Raw genomic sequence first — 16272 nt, 5'->3', positions numbered from 1 at the left:
GCCACGCGGGCCCGCCGTGTACTGCCTGTGCGTCAAGCGGTTCGGGCTCAGCGCGAAGAGCTGCCCGAAGTGGCGCCGCTGCCGCTGGTGCTGCCACTCGTGCTGCCGCCAGGGGCCGAGCCATAGCCGCCGCCTCCGTAATGGCCGCTGCGCGAGCTGCCCGAATCCGTCGGGGTCACGGCGCCGGAGCCTGCCACCGAGCCGGAGCCCGTACCACTGCCAGCTGCCGTACAGCCGCCGAGCATCATCATCACCAGGGCCAGTGCTGCTGCCGTCGTTGTCGTCTTCCGCATGGTTTCCTCCATCGAACCGTTAGTCACCCCCCCAGCCCGGGCGGAAGCCCAAGGGGACTCCCCCGCCTGTCACGCAAACGCCGTTCCAGTGCCCGGGGGCGCAGGACGACAGACATTTCGTGATCCTGCAGTCAGGCAAGGCACCGCCGGATGGCAGCGGCTACTCACGGTTGTAAGCATTGCCCGGGACGGCGGCTGTGCATGGGTTGCTTACTTCAGAGAGGCGGTCGTGCGCTGATTCCACGTCGTGGATCAGCGTTTGATGCAACGCAACGCGAATAGCAATATCGCCAAATTCTCGTGATGAACGAACTACGATCAATGGCGTCGGCGTGCGCCATTACCCTGCACGTCCGCGTATTCGCCATGGCCAAGAAATTTCCGATTCATCCGAAACATCCCGAGCGCATCTGCTGGGGCTGCGACAAGTACTGCGCAGTCGATGCCATGGGCTGCGGCAACGGGTCGAGCCGGACGCAGCATCCGATGGAACTGCTGGGCGCGGACTGGTACGAACACGGCGACTGGGGCATCGACGTCGAGCATGCGCCCGCGCCATCGGAACGAGCGCGTCGTTGAAGCGCGCCGGATATCGCTCAATACGGGGGGCGCTCCGGCGCCGCCGTGGCCGGCGAGGGCCGGCGTCGATCCGGCTCTCGCCCCTGTACTGCCTGTACTGCCTGCCTCAATAGCCGTAGTACTGCTGCGGCGGGGCGTACTGCACCGGCGCCGGACGGCCGCACGGCACGTAGCCGCCCTGGTAGTTGCTATAGCAGTAGCCCGGCGGCACGGCCGGCGCGGCATAGGCCACCGGCTGCGGCGGCGCGTAGACTGGCGCCGGCGCGGCGTAGGCCGGCTGGCTGCTGGCCACCAGCGCGCCCAGGGCCAGGCCCGCCACGGCCGCCACCGCAATGGCGGCACCTGCCGAAGATCCGCCACCGCCACGGTGATAGCGGTCGTGGGCCGAGGCGGTCCCGGCGACCAGCATGGCGGCACTCAGGACAGCGATACCGGTGTAACGAATCGACTTGCGCATCTTTCACTCCTTCAGTCGGGCCAACCTTGGCCCGCTCTACGGACTGCATGATGGACGCCCGATGATTACAGTGGGTTACGCCGTCGTGAGCAGATGTAAGCGCAGGGAGACATCGCTACCCGGCGGACGGCCTGCCGGCGCGCACGGATAGCCGTTTCTTGAATTTGGCGTTACAACTTCCTGCGGCGTCCGGCCCGGCCCTGGTGGGAAACGCCGGTTGACAGGGCATCGGCGCATGCAAATACTCCACCTCGCAACGCCTCAGTGCCTGCCCGAATCTCCCCCTGAAGCGGTGCGGTTTTGGCAATGTCGAGACAACTTCAACCAGGGACGACCATGATCACACGCCGCCTTCCGGGGCTTTCGCGCCTGCCATCCTGTGCGCCACGCTTGCTGCTGGCTGGCGCCATCGGGCTGCTCGGCGCCTGCGCCACCAGTGTTTCGCCTCCACCCGTGCCGGCACAGCCGGCCGCCGCTGCCACGGCGCCAGTGGCCGCGGGCAAGACCGAAGTCCTGTGGCTGGGCCAGTCGGCCATGCGCATCACCACGCCGGGCGGCAAGGTCATCGTCGTCGACCCATGGCTGACCGGCAATCCGAAGACGCCCGCCGAATACAAGCAGTTGTCCGCGCTGGGCAAGGTCGACCTGATCCTGGTCACGCACGCGCATGGCGACCACCTGGGCGATGCCGTCGCGCTGGCTAAGCTCACCAACGCACCGCTGTGGAATGCCGGCGGCCTGAGCCAGCAGCTGGTGACGCTGGGACAATTGCCGGCCACCCAGGCCATGCGCTTCGGCAAGAGCGGCACCATCGCACCGCTGGGCGACAATGGTCCGAAAATCACGGCGGTGCACGCCGAGCATTCATCGGAACTGGTCTGGAAGAATCCCGCCACCGGCAAGGACGAAACCCATTACGGCGGCGAGCCCGTGGGCTACATCATCGAGATGGAAAACGGCTTCAAGATCTGGCACATGGGCGATACCGGGCTCTACGGCGACATGATGATGGTGGCCGACCGCTACAAGCCCGACCTGGTGCTGATCCCGATCGGCGGCCACTTCACGATGGGCCCGCAGGACGCCGCCATCGCGCTGCGCGACTTCATCCGGCCCAGGTACGCGATCCCCATGCACTACGGCACCAGCCCGATGCTGCGCGGCACGCCCGCCGAACTGAAGACGGCGCTCGGTCCATCGGCCACCACGGCGGTGATCGTGCCGGAACCGGGGCAGAAGGTGGATTTTTGATGGGGGGTGTCCGACCGCGGCTGGAGAAAGAAAAAACCCGCTGTGAAAGCGGGCTTTTTCGTTTCAGGCATCGGGCCGTCAGGCCGTTGTCAGGCCATCACTTCGGCCGGTTCACGGAGATGTCGAAATACGGTTTCGTCACGTGCAGACCAAGGTTCACACCGATGCCGGTGTTGCCCAGCGTCAGCTGGACCGCCTCGTCGGCGCCCACGCTGCGAGCGCGATAGCGCAAGCCGGTCAGCGGATAGTTCTGCCGCCACATGTCCAGACGATTGTCTTCGATACGGGTACGGGTGTACGTGCCATTCACGGTGTCGACCGAGGTGATGCGGGTCGATGCCTTCGTGAACTGGCTCGACATGTCGCCGAAGGTGACATAGTCCCAGTAGGCATTGGTCGCACCCACTACCGGCAGGTCGCGTGAAACCTGCTTCGTGGCGATCATCAGCCCGGTCTGCTGGCTGATTACCGCCGTCACCTGGCCGTCAGTCCCCTTGAATGCCACGCCTACGCTGGGGCCCGTCACATCGGTAATCAGGAAGTAGCCGCCCGGCTGTTTCGTAATGGTAGAGAGTTCATTGCCGGTCCAGGCCACGCACGCATTGTCGTCGTTGCACTTCGAACCGGCCGTCATCTTGCCATTGGCATCCAGCGTGAAGGTCGCACGCGCTGTCGTAAAGCTGGCGCCACCCGCACCAACCATTGCGAAGGCGTTCCAGTTGCCTGCAAGTTCTGCCAGGGACAACTGCTGAACTGGGACGATCACGGCCGGCGCACCATTGGGCGCGGAGACCGTCCCTGCGCTCGGCATCGCCAGGGCAATGCCCGCCGACGAGACCAGCATGCTGAAGGCGTTGTTATCGACATCGAAGCGGCATGCTTCGCCGGAAGCCGGCGACATTGCCAGCGAAGCAACCGTCGCCAGCGGGGCCACGACGTTTGCCGGCACGTTTGTCATGGCTTTGGGCGTCAGCGTCAGCGCCTTCGCATCGATCGACAATGCACCGACCGTACCCCCTGGGGCCAGCAACACGTAGTCGCCGGTCCGCAGCCCGGCGCATGTTGCCGAAGCCGTCTTCAGGATCGTGCCGATGGCCTCGGAGCCCGCATTGCTGCCGATGGCGGTCGCCAGGTCCGCCACCGTTGCCCGGGACGTGGCAAGCCGATCACGCAATTGGTCGAGCAACTGGTCCATGGCGTTGCCAGGCTTGCCGTTGTTGGCGGCAACCAAGGCCCCCTTGAGCGGGTCCACGCCAGCCAGGTCAACCACGCCAGTCAGCGTCAGGCGCACCGTATCGGTCGCCGTCGAGAGGCTGGACGCCGTCAGGCGCGCCTGGGCGGCGGCATCGAATTGGCTGAAAAACTTGTCGGTACTGCCCTGAGCGAGCGCAGCAGTCAGCAATTCCGTGAACGGCGAGACATTTGCCGTGACGCTGGTTCCCGAACCGGCTTCCACGACCGAATGAAGGACCGTGCCGTCCGCCGCCGTCGCGCTCAGCACGCAGGGGCGGCTGGCATTGTCGATGCTGATCGTGAACGTGCCGTCCGCAGCGGTCACCGCGCTGCCGCCGCCGGATGCGCACTTGGCGGTTACCGTCACGTTGGCCATGGCGGCACCGGTCGCTGCCGTACCACTGATTTTGGTCGTGGTGGCCGCAGGCGTCGCCGTGCCGCCGTTGCCGCCATCCCCTCCACCCCCGCACGCCGTCAGCACGACAGCGGCCAGACCCGTCAAAAGAAGTCTCGATTTCATCCCTGTTGTCTCTTTCTTTGGTTGATTTGACGCGCCACGTGCCGGGTTTTTCCGGCCTGGGCTGCCCTGAACGTGGGCGCGCCTAATACATCACACGCAGGCTTTATGCAACCGCATTACCAGGCGGCGTGGAGTGTGTCCGACTCGACTTGCGCCGCATAACCCACATCAGGGGCATTGACAGGTGACGAATTTGTAATATTTGGCATACATAGCTGTTACATTCTTCATGCAGTGCGCGCGGCATGAGCCGATTTCGAACGGCCGTGGGCCATGGCTCCCGCAGCGCCCACGCGCAAAGCCATATGTGACGCGCAAGATAGCCTGTCCCGTCACAATCCCGCACCGCACATAGCGAAAACGCCACTATTGCCTATACTCGTCCTTGTCCTCGCAGAACGTCCATGACCGGACGGCGGTCCGGTCCCAGGAGGTGTACCCATGGTTACGATGAACCGCCGACAGTTCCTGAAGTTCACGGGAGCGTCGCTGGCGGGGTCAAGCCTGGCGCTGATCGGGTTCGCGCCCGACGTGGCGCTGGCGGAGGTGCGGGCCTACAAGCTGGCACGCACCACCGAGACCCGCAATACATGTCCCTATTGCTCGGTGGCGTGTGGGCTGCTGATGTACAGCCTTGGCGACAATGCCAAGAACGCAAAGGCCAGCATCATCCATATCGAGGGCGACCCCGATCACCCGGTGAACCGCGGCACGCTGTGCCCCAAGGGGGCCGGCCTGATCGACTTCATCCATAGTCCAAACCGCCTGCAATACCCCGAGTACCGCGCGCCGGGCTCTGACAAGTGGCAGCGCATGACGTGGGACGACGCGCTGGACCGCATCGCCAAGCTGATGAAGCAGGACCGCGACGCCAACTTCATCGAGAAGAACGAGCAGGGCGCCACGGTCAACCGCTGGCTCAGTACCGCGATGCTGGCGGCGTCCGCCAGCAGCAACGAGGTGGGCTACATCACGCACAAGACTATCCGCAGTCTTGGCATGCTGGGATTCGACAACCAGGCACGTGTCTGACACGGCCCGACGGTGGCAGGTCTTGCCCCGACGTTTGGCCGTGGCGCGATGACGAACCATTGGGTCGACATCAAGAACGCGGACGTCATCCTGATCATGGGCGGCAATGCCGCCGAGGCACACCCGTGCGGATTCAAGTGGGTCACCGAGGCCAAGGCGCACAACAAGGCGCGGCTGATCGTGGTGGACCCCCGCTTCACGCGGTCGGCATCGGTGGCGGACTACTACGTGCAGATCCGCACCGGCACCGACATCGTGTTCCTGGGCGGCGTGATCCGCTGGCTGCTGGAAAACGACAAGATCCAGCACGAGTACGTGAAGAACTACACGGACATGACGTTCATCGTCCGCGAGGATTACCAGTTCAAGGACGGCATCTTCTCGGGCTACGACGCCGAGAAGCGCCACTACCTCAAGGAAACCTGGGACTGGGAAATGGGCGACGACGGGTTCGTGAAGACCGACCCCACGCTGGCCCACCCGCGTTGTGTCTACCAGTTGCTGAAGGCCCACTACGCGCGCTATACGCCCGAGATGGTGGAACGCGTCTGCGGCACGCCGCAGGACAGGTTCCTGAAGGTCTGCGAGATGATGGCTTCGACGGCCACGCCCGACCGCGCCATGACGATCATGTACGCGCTGGGCTGGACGCAGCACTCGATCGGCTCGCAGATGATCCGCACGGGCGCCATGGTGCAGCTGCTGCTGGGCAATATCGGCATTGCCGGCGGCGGCATGAACGCGCTGCGCGGGCACTCGAACATCCAGGGCCTGACCGACCTGGGGCTGATGACCAACCTGCTGCCCGGGTACCTGACGCTGCCGTCAGACTCCGAGACGGACTACGACAAGTACATCGAGGCCCGCGCGTTCAAGCCGCTGCGGCCCAACCAGCTCAGCTACTGGCAGAACTACGGCAAGTTCCACGTGAGCCTGATGAAGGCCTGGTGGGGGCCGGCGGCCACCAGGGACAACAACTGGGCGTTCGACTACCTGCCCAAGCTCGACAAGCCGTACGACATGCTGCAGGTGTTCGAGATGATGAACGCCGGGCGCATCAACGGCTACATCCTGCAGGGCTTCAACCCGCTGGCGGCGGCGCCCAACAAGGCCAAGCTGCTCAAGGGCCTGAGCCAGCTCAAGTTCATGGTGGTGATGGACCCGCTGGCCACCGAGACCAGCGAATTCTGGCGAAATTACGGCGAATCGAACAACGTCGATTCGAAGTCGATCCAGACCCAGGTGTTCCGCCTGCCCACCACCTGCTTTGCCGAGGAAAACGGCGCGCTGGTCAATTCGTCGCGCTGGCTGCAATGGCACTGGCAGGGCGCCGATCCGCCGGGCGAGGCGCGCAGCGACATCGAGATCATGGCGGCGCTGTGGCTGCGCATCCGCGCCATGTACCAGAAGGAAGGCGGCAAGTATCCCGATCCGATCGTCAACCTCTGGTGGCCCTATGCCGTGCCGCACTCGCCTTCGCCCGAGGAACTGGCCAAGGAGTATTCGGGCAGGGCCCTGACCGACCTGGTGGACCCGAAGGACCCGACCAAGGTGGTGCGCAAGGCCGGCGAGCAGCTCAACAGCTTTGGCGAGCTGCAGGCCGACGGCAGCACCATGAGCGGCTGCTGGATCTACTGCGGGTCGTGGACGCAGGCCGGCAACCAGATGGCCAAGCGCGACAACAGCGACCCCACCGGCATCGGCCAGAACCTGAACTGGTCGTGGGCCTGGCCGGCCAACCGCCGCGTGCTGTACAACCGGGCGTCGTGCGACGTGAGCGGCAAGCCGTTCAATCCGGCGCGCAAGCTGATCGCGTGGAACGGCAAGAGCTGGACCGGCTTCGACACGCCCGACTTCAAGCTCGACGAAGACCCGGCCAACGGCATGGGCCCGTTCATCATGCAGGCCGAAGGCGTGGCGCGGTTCTTTGCGCGGCAGACCATGGTGGAGGGGCCGTTCCCCGAGCACTACGAGCCGTTCGAGAACCCGCTGGGCTACAACCCGCTCAACGGCAAGGACTCCAAGGTCATCAGCAACCCGGCGGCGCGCGTGTTCAAGGACGACTGGGCGCAGTTCGGCAAGCCCGATGCCTATCCGGTCATCGCCACCACGTACCGCCTGACCGAGCACTTCCACTACTGGACCAAGCACGCGCGCATCAATGCCATCCTGCAGCCGGAACAGTTCGTGGAAATTGGCGAGGAACTGGCCAAACAGGTGGGCGTCAAGGCCGGCGACCGCGTCAAGGTGACGTCGACGCGCGGCTACATCCGCGCCGTGGCGCTGGTGACCAAGCGCATCAAGCCGTTCAGGATCGACGGCAAGACCGTGCACATGGTCGGCATACCGCTGCACTGGGGCTTTACCGGGCTGACCAAGCCGGGTTTCCTGGCCAACACGCTGACGCCGTTCGTCGGCGACGGCAACACCCAGACGCCCGAGTTCAAGTCGTTCATGGTCAAGGTCGAACGGGCATAGGAGACCGACATGGCACTACAGTCCCTGGATATCGTGCGCCGGTCGGCCACCACCACGCCGTCGCCCAGCGTGCGCGAGCCCGTGACGGGCAGCGTGGCCAAGCTGATCGACACCACCAAGTGCATCGGCTGCAAGGCCTGCCAGGCCGCGTGCATGGAGTGGAACGACCTGCGCGGCGATGTGGGCACCAACGTGGGCGTCTATGACAATCCGGCCGACCTGGACGAGCATACGTGGACGCTGATGCGGTTTACCGAGTACGAGAACCCGAACGGCAACCTCGAATGGCTGATCCGCAAGGACGGCTGCATGCACTGCGAGGACCCCGGCTGCCTTAAGGCCTGCCCGGCGCCGGGCGCCATCGTGCAGTACGCGAACGGCATCGTCGACTTCCACGAGGAAAACTGCATCGGCTGCGGCTATTGCATCACGGGCTGCCCGTTCAACATCCCGCGCATCTCCAAGCAGGACCACAAGGCCTACAAGTGCACGCTGTGCTCCGACCGCGTGGCCGTGGGCCAGGAGCCCGCCTGCGTGAAGACCTGCCCAACCGGCGCCATCGTGTTCGGCACCAAGACCGACATGATCCAGCATGCCGAGGAACGCATCGTCGACCTGAAGTCGCGCGGCTTCGAGAAGGCCGGCCTGTACAACCCGGCCGGCGTGTCGGGCACCCACGTGATGTACGTGCTGCACCACGCCGACCAGCCGAGCCTGTACCACGGCCTGCCCGACGATCCGCATATCAGCCCGCTGGTAAGCCTGTGGAAGGGCCTGGCCAAGCCGCTGGCCGTGGCGGGCATGGCCATCGCGGCGCTGGCCGGCTTTTTCCATTACATCCGCGTGGGCCCGAACGAGACCGGCCCCGAGGACGAAGCGGCGGCCGAGGACGAGATCGTGCGCTGGGGCCGCGACAACCCCCGGCCGCGCGGCACGCCCGATGAAGTGGTGCCCCCCGAGGAGGTCCGCGATGAGAATCGATAAGCGCCGCGAGGCAACCATCCGCCGCTACACCGCCGGCGAACGCACCAACCACTGGATCGTCGCGCTCACGTTCGTGCTGCTGGCGCTGTCCGGGCTGGCCTTGTTCCATCCGTCGATGTTCTGGATGAGCGCGCTGTTCGGCGGTGGCACCTGGACGCGCATCCTGCACCCGTTCCTGGGCGTGGTGATGTTCCTGGCCTTCCTGATCCTGGCCCTGAAGTTCTGGCACCACAACCTGCTGACATGGAGCGACCGCGAATGGCTGCGCCACGGGCGCGACGTCCTGACCAACCACGAGGAAAACCTGCCGGACGTGGGCCGCTACAACGCCGGCCAGAAGCTGCTGTTCTTCCTGATGGTGGGCTGCCTGGCGCTGTTGCTGCTGAGCGGCATCGTCATCTGGCGCACCTACTTCTCGGCGTTCTTCCCGATCTGGGCCCTGCGGGTGGCGTCGGTCGTGCATGCCGTTTGCGCCTTCGCGCTGATTTGCGGCATCATTGTCCACATCTATGCAGCCGTATGGGTCAAGGGTTCCGTGCAGGCCATGACGCGCGGAACGGTCACGCCCGGCTGGGCGTGGAAACATCATCGCACCTGGTTCCGGGAAACCTTCCGGCCAGGCGACAAATAGCGGGCCGGTGGCGGGAAGCCGATACGCCAGACACGCCGGACTGCCAGAGGATGACGACGGATGGTGCAGCGCATTCTGGAGCCGGCGGAAATCGAATCGATCGACCACATCGCCATCGCGCGTGTGCGGCTGCCCGATCGCGCGGAGGTGTTTGCCGCGCGGGCGCAGCGGCTGCGCCAGCTGGCGCCCGGCAACCCGATCGGCCCCTACCTGCTGCTGATGGCCGCCGTGGCCGACGCGCAGCATGTGGTGGCGCAGTCGCTCGCCGAGTCTCCCGGTTTCGCGGCCCTCACCCCTGCAGCCATCGACCGTGCCGGCGAGCACTGCATGCCGCTGCTGCCCGCGCAGGACGCCGGCGCGCCCCATGCGGCCGCCGCGCTGTTCGACCGGCTGGCCACCACCTGCCCTGAACTCGCGGTCCCGCTGGCTACCCTGCGTGCGATGCCGGCCGATGCGCTGGCCAACGCCGTGCAGGGACTGCTGGGGCTGCGCCATGCGGCCGACAGCCCCATCGACACCGCCACCGCGCCGCTGCTGATGGCGGCCCTGCAACTGGACCGCACCGTGCTGGCCAGCCAGCTGCGCGAGCAGGACCTGCCGATGCTGGACGTCCACACGGTCTGCCCGGTCTGCGGCACGCCGCCGGTGGCCAGCATCGTGCGCATCGGCGGACGCTACCAGGGGCTGCGCTATCTGCACTGCGGCCTGTGCGCCACCGAATGGCATATGGTGCGCGTCAAGTGCAGCCATTGCGAAACCACCGAGGGCATCAGCTACTACGCCGTCGAAGGCCAGGGCGACGCGCTCAAGGCCGAGACCTGCGGGCAATGCCATCACTACCGCAAGATCGCCTACATGGAGAAGGACCCGATGGTCGAGCCGCTGGCCGACGACCTGGCCTCTCTGGCGCTCGACGTGATGATGGGCGAAGCCGGCTTCGGCCGCGCCAACGGCAACCCGCTGCTATGGCTGGCCGATGACGAAGACGGTGACGGCGGCGTGGAGATGCCGGAGGTGCGCGGATGAACGACACCGTGTCGATGCCCGCCCGCCCCGCAGACATCCCATCGGTCGACCGCGTGCTGCGGCTGCCCGGCCTGCAGCCGTTGCTGGACCGCTACGGCCGGGCACCGGCCACCAGCGCCCTGCGCCGCCTGCTCGACACGCTGCGCGCCCAGGCCGTGGCCGGGCACCTCGCGCGCCAGGCCATCGGCGACGACGCGCTGTGCGCGGCGCTGGCCGCGCAACTCGCACGCGACGCCGCGCCGCGCATGCGCGCCGTGTTCAACCTGACGGGCACCGTGCTGCATACCAACCTGGGCCGGGCACTGCTGCCCGACGGCGCCGTGCAGGCGGTCGTCCGCGCCATGACCACGCCGGCCAATCTCGAATTCGACCTGGACACCGGCGGCCGTGGCGACCGCGACGATCTGGTCGCCGGCCTGCTGTGCGAACTGACAGGCGCGCAGGCCGCCACGGTGGTCAACAACAACGCGGCGGCCGTGCTGCTGATGCTCAATACGCTGGCGCAGCGGCGCGAGGTGGTGGTATCGCGCGGCGAACTGGTGGAAATCGGCGGCGCCTTCCGCATTCCCGATGTCATGCAGCGCGCCGGCGTCAAGCTGGTGGAGATCGGCACGACCAACCGCACGCATCCGCACGACTACGCCAACGCCATTGGCACGCGTACGGCGCTGCTGATGAAGGTGCATTGCAGCAACTACGAGATCACCGGCTTCACGCGCAGCGTGGAGGTGGCCGACGTGGCGCGCATTGCCCAGCCGCTGGGCCTGCCCGTGGTGGTGGATCTGGGCAGCGGCACGCTGACCGACCTGTCCCAGTGGGGCCTGCCGCGCGAGACCACGGTGCGCGAGACCATCGCCGCAGGCGCGGACCTGGTCACGTTCAGCGGCGACAAGCTGCTGGGCGGCCCCCAGGCCGGCCTGATCGTCGGACGAGCCGACCTGATCGCGAAGATCAAGAAGAACCCGCTCAAGCGCGCGCTGCGCGTGGGCAAGCTCACGCTCGCCGCGCTGGAGCCGGTGCTGCGGCTGTATCGCGATCCGGACACGCTGGTGCAGTCGCTGCCCACGCTGCGCCTGCTGGCGCGGCCGGCCGGCGAGATGGCAGCCATGGCCGAGCGCCTGCGGCCCGTGGTCGAGGCGTCGCTGGGCGATGGCTGGCAGGTCGCGGCCGTTCCCATGGTCAGCCAGATCGGCAGCGGAGCGATGCCCGGCGGGCAACTGCCCAGCTTCGGGCTTGTCATCGGCCCGCGCGACGCCGGCAAGCGTACCGGCCGGCGTCTGCAGCAGCTGGAGGCCGCGCTGCGCGCGCTGCCGCGCCCCGTGATCGGCCGCGTCAGCGAAGACGCGCTATGGCTGGACCTGCGCTGCCTGGAAGCTGGGGATGAAGCCGCGTTCACGGCGCAGTGGCCCCTGCTGGCGGAGGCGCTGCGCTCATGATCGTCGGCACGGCCGGACATATCGACCACGGCAAGACCACGCTGGTGCGCGCGCTGACCGGCGTCGATACCGATCGGCTCAAGGAAGAGAAGGCGCGCGGCATCTCGATCGAGCTTGGCTATGCCTACACGCCGCTGCCGGATGGCGACGTGCTCGGCTATATCGACGTGCCCGGCCACGAACGCCTGATTCATACGATGGCCGCCGGGGCCAGCGGCATCGACCTGGCCCTGCTGGTGGTGGCCGCCGATGATGGCGTCATGCCGCAGACGCGCGAGCACCTGGCTATCGTCGAGCGACTGGGCGTGCCGCGCGCCGTGGTGGCACTGACCAAGGCCGACCGGGCCGATGCCACGCAGCTGGCCAGCGTGCGCGGCGAGATCGAGGCGCTGCTGGCCGGCACCCCCTATGCCGGCGCCGACGTGTTCCCGCTCAATGCCACCGACGATGCCGATCCCGGCGTCGCGGCCCTGCGCACATGGCTGCAGGACACCGCGCAGCATACGCCGGCCCACGGCGCCGGCGGGCTGTTCCGCCTGGCGGTGGATCGCGTGTTCACGCTGGGCGGTCATGGCACGGTCGTCACCGGCACCGTGTTCGGCGGCCGGGTGGCGGTGGGCGACGTGATGCAGGTGGCGCCGTCGGGCCTGCCCGCGCGCGTGCGCAGCATCCACGCCCAGAACCGGCCGGCGGAGGCCGGCCTGGCGGGCCAGCGTTGCGCGCTGAACCTGGCCGGCATCGACAAGGCAGACATCCATCGCGGCGACTGGATCGTCGATCCTGCCCTGATGGCGCCGGTGACGCGTATCGACGTCCGGCTCACGCTGCATCCGGGCGCCGGTTCGCGGATCGGTCACTGGTCGCCGCTGCACGTCCATCTTGGCGCCGCGCATCGCATGGCCAATGCCGTGCTGCTCGACTGCGAAGCCCTGGAGCCAGGCGGCACGGCGCTGGCCCAGCTTGTATTCGCCGCGCCGGTCTGCACGGTGGCCGGCGACCACTTCATCCTGCGCAATCCGCAGGCCACGCAGACCGTGGGCGGCGGCGTGGTGCTCGACAACGTGGCACCCGAGCGCCATCGGCGTGCGCCCGGGCGTCTTGCCTGGCTGCTGGCAGTGGAGCAGATGCTCGGCGGCGCCGGCATCCTGCCGTTGCTGGACCATGCGCCGCACGGCGTGGCCGAGGCCCGGCTGGTACGCCTGACAGGCCTGCCGGCCAGCGCCATGACGATGCCGCCCGCTGTGCTGCGCATCGGCGAGACGCTGATCCTGTCGCGCTATCTCGATACGCTGCGCAGCGGCGTGCTGGACACGCTGACGGCCTTCCATGCGCGCATGCCCGACGAGCCCGGCCTGGGCGCCGGTTCGCTGCGCCGGGTGGCATTTGCGGGCGCGCCGATTCCCGACGCGCTGTGGTCCGCCCTGCTCGACACGCTGCTGCAGCAGCGGGCCGTCGAACGGCATGGCGGATGGCTGCGCCTGCCAGGCCATGCCATCACCTTCACCGATGCCGAACAGGCGCTGGCCGCGCAGTTGCTGCCGCGCGTGGCGGCGGGGGGCTTCGACCCGCCCTGGGTGCGCGAGCATGCGGTGGCGCTGGGCGCGCCCGAGGAACAGGTCTGCGAGGTGCTGCGCAAACTGGCGCGCCAGGGCACGGTGCATCAGGTGGTGCGCGACCTGTTCTATGCCGAAGCCGCCATCGAAACCATGGCCCGGCTGTTCGGCACGATGGCTGCGGCGCAGGGTCGCGTGGAGGTGATCGCGTTTCGCGATGCCGTGGGACTGGGCCGCAAGCGCACGATCCAGGTTCTGGAGTTCTTCGATCGCGCGGGATACACTCGCCGCGTGGGCAATGCGCGCATGCTGCGCCCCGATAGTGAATGGCGCCCGCTGGCCACGCCTGCCCGGCCAGCGCCGTCATAGATCCGCAAGGGAAGGCATCCGTATCCGGTGATGCGGCCGGGCTTCAAACCCGGTTGGGGACGCCAGCCGTTCCCAGGTAGGTTCGACTCCTGCTGCTTTCCGCCATTCCTCTTCGGTTTCCCGCCGATTTCCCTGTTGCCACGCGCATGACCTACCATGCATAAGCAGCGGTTGGGCATGTTTCGAGTCTCGAACTTCTCATCCAGAGGAATCATCATGGACAGACGCGCATTCCTGCGGCTGGGTGCCGCAGTACCGGTTTCCATTGGCGCGGGCGTCGGCCCGGCTTTCTGCGCCTCCTCCGCCCCCTCCTCTCCCGCCGACCCGTATCCGGCCTCCGCCGGCTGGCGCGTCTACGAACTGACCACCGAAGTGCACCTGCCGGCCGCCGCGGCGCCGGCCACGGTGTGGCTGCCCGTCGCCGCCCCGCACCTTGGCGACTATCAGCACACCGTATCGAACGAATGGATTGCGCCCGGCGCGCAGGCCCGGGCGGCGCGCACCGGGCGCTACGGCGTGGACATGCTGGTCATCGACTGGCCCACCGCCACGCACGGCGCACCGCTGTCGGCCCGGCTCACCAGCATCGTGGCGCTGCGCGGCCGCGATGTCGATCCTGGCGCGGCACCGTCGCGCAATCCGGCGCGGTCGGCGCAGGCGGCGGAGTCCGCTGCCACCCTGGCCGAGTATCGCCGGCCCACGCAACTGATGCCCACCGACGGCATCGTGCGCGACACCGCGCTGGCCATCACCGCCGGCCTGACCGACGACATGAGCCGCGCGCAGGCCATCTACCAGTGGGTGGTGGACCATACCTGCCGCGACGCCAGCGTACGCGGCTGCGGCACCGGCGACGTGGTGACGATGCTCAAGACCGGCGGCATCATGAATGGCAAGTGCGCGGACATCAACGGCCTGTTCGTGGCGCTGACGCGCGCGCTTGGCATTCCGGCGCGCGATGCGTACGGCATCCGCGTGGACGATTCCCCGCGCGGCTTCCGCGCGCTCGGCAAGGCTGGCGACATCTCCAGGGCCCAGCATTGCCGGGCCGAGTTTTATGCCGCGGGCTATGGCTGGATTCCGGCCGATCCGGGCGATGTCCGCAAGGTGGCGCTCGAAGAGGTGCCGGGCGGCCTGCCGATGACGGACAGCAAGGTCCTGGCCGCCCGCGCGCTGCTGTTCGGCGCCTGGGAAGGCAACTGGGTAGCCTACAACCACGGCCATGACGTGCGTCTGCCCGGCAGCGGCCTGGCGCCGGTGCCCTTTCTGATGTATCCGCAGGCGAAGACCGTGGCCGGTACGCTGGACAGCCTGGACCCGGCGGCATTCGGCTATCGCATCGCATCGCGGAGGGTGGCCTGATGACCGCATCGATCGAACACAAGGCCGGTGAAGTCCGTCTGACATCGCTGGCGCACGGCGGCGGCTGCGGCTGCAAGATCGCGCCGGGCGTGCTCGGCGACATCCTGCGCAACACGCGGCACTTTCCGGCGCCGCCGGGGCTGCTGGTGGGCATCGAGACCAGCGACGACGCGGCGGTGTACCGGCTCAACGATACGCAGGCGCTGGTGGCCACCACCGATTTCTTCATGCCCGTGGTGGACGACCCCTACGATTTCGGGCGCATTGCGGCCACCAATGCGATTTCCGATGTCTATGCGATGGGCGGCACGCCGATCATGGCCCTGGCGCTGGTGGGCATGCCCGTCGACAAGCTGTCGCCCGAGACCATCGGCAAGATTCTGGAAGGCGGCCAATCGATCTGCGCGGCCGCCGGCATTCCGATTGCCGGCGGCCATTCGATCGACTCTGTCGAGCCGATCTATGGGCTGGTAGTCATGGGCCTGGTGCATCCCGACCGCGTCCGCCGCAATCGCGACGCGCGGGCCGGTGACGTGCTGGTGCTGGGCAAGCCGCTGGGCGTGGGTGTCTATTCGGCCGCGATCAAGAAGGAATCGCTGGACGACTACGGCTATCGGCAGATGATCGCCAGCACCACGCAGCTCAACACGCCCGGCAAGGCGCTGGGCGAACTCGACGGGGTGCACGCGATCACCGACGTGACCGGCTTTGGCCTGCTGGGCCATCTGCTGGAAGTCTGCCGGGGCAGCGGGCTGGGCGCCACGATCGACATGGCCCGCGTGCCCCTGCTGCCCGGCGTGGCGGCGCTGGCCGAAGGCGGCGCGGTCACGGGGGCTTCGCGGCGCAACTGGGCCAGCTACGGCCACGACGTCACGCTCGAATCGGGCGTGTCGCACGTCCAGCAGGCGCTGCTGACCGACCCGCAGACCAGTGGCGGCCTGCTGGTGTCTTGCGCACCCGATGCCGTCGATGCGGTGCTGGGCGTCTTCCGCAAGGAAGGATTCGGGCACGCCGCGGTGATCGGCGCCATGGCCGAAGGCGATCCGCGCGTCACGGTGACGGGCTGAC

At 67.4% G+C, this 16272-nt stretch carries 13 protein-coding genes and 1 tRNA gene; 11 read left to right on the top strand and 3 right to left on the bottom strand.

Features of this window, described 5'->3' with window-relative positions; all coding sequences use genetic code 11:
• Window positions 1–47: 47 nt before the first annotated feature.
• Window positions 48–293 carry a hypothetical protein gene (locus tag D9X30_RS06060; protein ID WP_153946852.1) on the bottom strand — a complete coding sequence of 82 codons (246 nt, stop codon included), beginning with the start codon at window positions 291–293 and terminating at the stop codon, window positions 48–50.
• A gap of 366 nt (window positions 294–659) precedes the next feature.
• On the opposite strand from D9X30_RS06060, the gene D9X30_RS06055 reads away from it, so the two are divergent.
• On the top strand, window positions 660–872 hold the full coding sequence (locus D9X30_RS06055; RefSeq protein WP_153947129.1) for a DUF3079 domain-containing protein: 213 nt from the start codon (window positions 660–662) through the stop codon (window positions 870–872).
• A 106-nt stretch (window positions 873–978) separates the two neighbouring features.
• Here D9X30_RS06055 and D9X30_RS06050 read toward each other — a convergent pair whose 3' ends face one another.
• Window positions 979–1329, bottom strand: a complete 351-nt coding sequence (locus tag D9X30_RS06050) for a hypothetical protein (protein ID WP_029050963.1) — start codon at window positions 1327–1329, stop codon at window positions 979–981.
• A gap of 336 nt (window positions 1330–1665) precedes the next feature.
• Between D9X30_RS06050 and D9X30_RS06045 the strand changes: the two genes are divergently transcribed.
• Window positions 1666–2580 carry a metal-dependent hydrolase gene (locus D9X30_RS06045; RefSeq protein ID WP_153946851.1) on the top strand — a complete coding sequence of 305 codons (915 nt, stop codon included), beginning with the start codon at window positions 1666–1668 and terminating at the stop codon, window positions 2578–2580.
• A gap of 97 nt (window positions 2581–2677) precedes the next feature.
• On the opposite strand, the gene D9X30_RS06040 is transcribed toward D9X30_RS06045, so the two are convergent.
• A complete protein-coding gene (locus D9X30_RS06040) occupies window positions 2678–4333 on the bottom strand; it encodes a hypothetical protein (protein WP_194946483.1) in 1656 nt (551 codons plus the stop codon).
• A gap of 441 nt (window positions 4334–4774) precedes the next feature.
• On the opposite strand from D9X30_RS06040, the gene fdnG reads away from it, so the two are divergent.
• The 9 genes from fdnG to selD all read left to right on the top strand — a co-directional run bounded on the left by fdnG (window position 4775) and on the right by selD (window position 16271).
• Window positions 4775–7843 (top strand): formate dehydrogenase-N subunit alpha, encoded by a 3069-nt coding sequence (gene fdnG / locus D9X30_RS06035; RefSeq protein WP_153946850.1) that lies wholly within the window; start codon window positions 4775–4777, stop codon window positions 7841–7843.
• A 9-nt stretch (window positions 7844–7852) separates the two neighbouring features.
• Window positions 7853–8827, top strand: coding sequence for a formate dehydrogenase subunit beta (gene fdxH, locus D9X30_RS06030; protein ID WP_153946849.1), 975 nt, complete (start codon window positions 7853–7855; stop codon window positions 8825–8827).
• Window positions 8814–9458: a formate dehydrogenase subunit gamma gene (locus tag D9X30_RS06025; RefSeq protein ID WP_153946848.1), complete on the top strand. Its 645-nt coding sequence runs from the start codon at window positions 8814–8816 to the stop codon at window positions 9456–9458. Before fdxH ends, D9X30_RS06025 begins: the two co-directional genes overlap by 14 nt.
• A gap of 60 nt (window positions 9459–9518) precedes the next feature.
• Window positions 9519–10484, top strand: a complete 966-nt coding sequence (gene fdhE / locus D9X30_RS06020; RefSeq protein ID WP_153946847.1) for a formate dehydrogenase accessory protein FdhE — start codon at window positions 9519–9521, stop codon at window positions 10482–10484.
• On the top strand, window positions 10481–11920 hold the full coding sequence (gene selA / locus D9X30_RS06015) for an L-seryl-tRNA(Sec) selenium transferase (protein ID WP_228770836.1): 1440 nt from the start codon (window positions 10481–10483) through the stop codon (window positions 11918–11920). Before fdhE ends, selA begins: the two co-directional genes overlap by 4 nt.
• Complete coding sequence (selB, locus tag D9X30_RS06010; protein ID WP_153946846.1) at window positions 11917–13842, top strand: selenocysteine-specific translation elongation factor; 1926 nt, start codon at window positions 11917–11919, stop codon at window positions 13840–13842. Before selA ends, selB begins: the two co-directional genes overlap by 4 nt.
• Window positions 13843–13851: 9 nt before the next feature.
• Window positions 13852–13947 (top strand) — tRNA-Sec (locus tag D9X30_RS06005).
• 111 nt (window positions 13948–14058) lie between these two features.
• Window positions 14059–15204, top strand: a complete 1146-nt coding sequence (locus tag D9X30_RS06000; protein WP_153946845.1) for a transglutaminase-like domain-containing protein — start codon at window positions 14059–14061, stop codon at window positions 15202–15204.
• Window positions 15204–16271: a selenide, water dikinase SelD gene (gene selD / locus D9X30_RS05995; RefSeq protein ID WP_153946844.1), complete on the top strand. Its 1068-nt coding sequence runs from the start codon at window positions 15204–15206 to the stop codon at window positions 16269–16271. The genes D9X30_RS06000 and selD overlap by 1 nt, the downstream gene beginning before the upstream one ends.
• Window position 16272: the final 1 nt, after the last annotated feature.

The organism is Cupriavidus sp. U2 (assembly GCF_009663685.2).
Taxonomy (GTDB): domain Bacteria; phylum Pseudomonadota; class Gammaproteobacteria; order Burkholderiales; family Burkholderiaceae; genus Cupriavidus; species Cupriavidus necator_C.
Note: the sequence above shows the minus strand (reverse complement) of the source record. Positions and strands in the feature narration are given on the sequence as shown.

Excerpts from the sequence above, each read along its gene's own strand:
- D9X30_RS06060 (WP_153946852.1), bottom strand. The coding sequence starts at position 293 with ATGCGGAAGACGACAACGACGGCAGCAGCACTGGCCCTGGTGATGATG.
- D9X30_RS06055 (WP_153947129.1), top strand. The coding sequence starts at position 660 with ATGGCCAAGAAATTTCCGATTCATCCGAAACATCCCGAGCGCATCTGC.
- D9X30_RS06050 (WP_029050963.1), bottom strand. The coding sequence starts at position 1,329 with ATGCGCAAGTCGATTCGTTACACCGGTATCGCTGTCCTGAGTGCCGCC.
- D9X30_RS06045 (WP_153946851.1), top strand. The coding sequence starts at position 1,666 with ATGATCACACGCCGCCTTCCGGGGCTTTCGCGCCTGCCATCCTGTGCG.
- D9X30_RS06040 (WP_194946483.1), bottom strand. The coding sequence starts at position 4,333 with ATGAAATCGAGACTTCTTTTGACGGGTCTGGCCGCTGTCGTGCTGACG.
- fdxH (WP_153946849.1), top strand. The coding sequence starts at position 7,853 with ATGGCACTACAGTCCCTGGATATCGTGCGCCGGTCGGCCACCACCACG.
- D9X30_RS06025 (WP_153946848.1), top strand. The coding sequence starts at position 8,814 with ATGAGAATCGATAAGCGCCGCGAGGCAACCATCCGCCGCTACACCGCC.
- fdhE (WP_153946847.1), top strand. The coding sequence starts at position 9,519 with ATGGTGCAGCGCATTCTGGAGCCGGCGGAAATCGAATCGATCGACCAC.
- selA (WP_228770836.1), top strand. The coding sequence starts at position 10,481 with ATGAACGACACCGTGTCGATGCCCGCCCGCCCCGCAGACATCCCATCG.
- selB (WP_153946846.1), top strand. The coding sequence starts at position 11,917 with ATGATCGTCGGCACGGCCGGACATATCGACCACGGCAAGACCACGCTG.
- D9X30_RS06000 (WP_153946845.1), top strand. The coding sequence starts at position 14,059 with ATGGACAGACGCGCATTCCTGCGGCTGGGTGCCGCAGTACCGGTTTCC.
- selD (WP_153946844.1), top strand. The coding sequence starts at position 15,204 with ATGACCGCATCGATCGAACACAAGGCCGGTGAAGTCCGTCTGACATCG.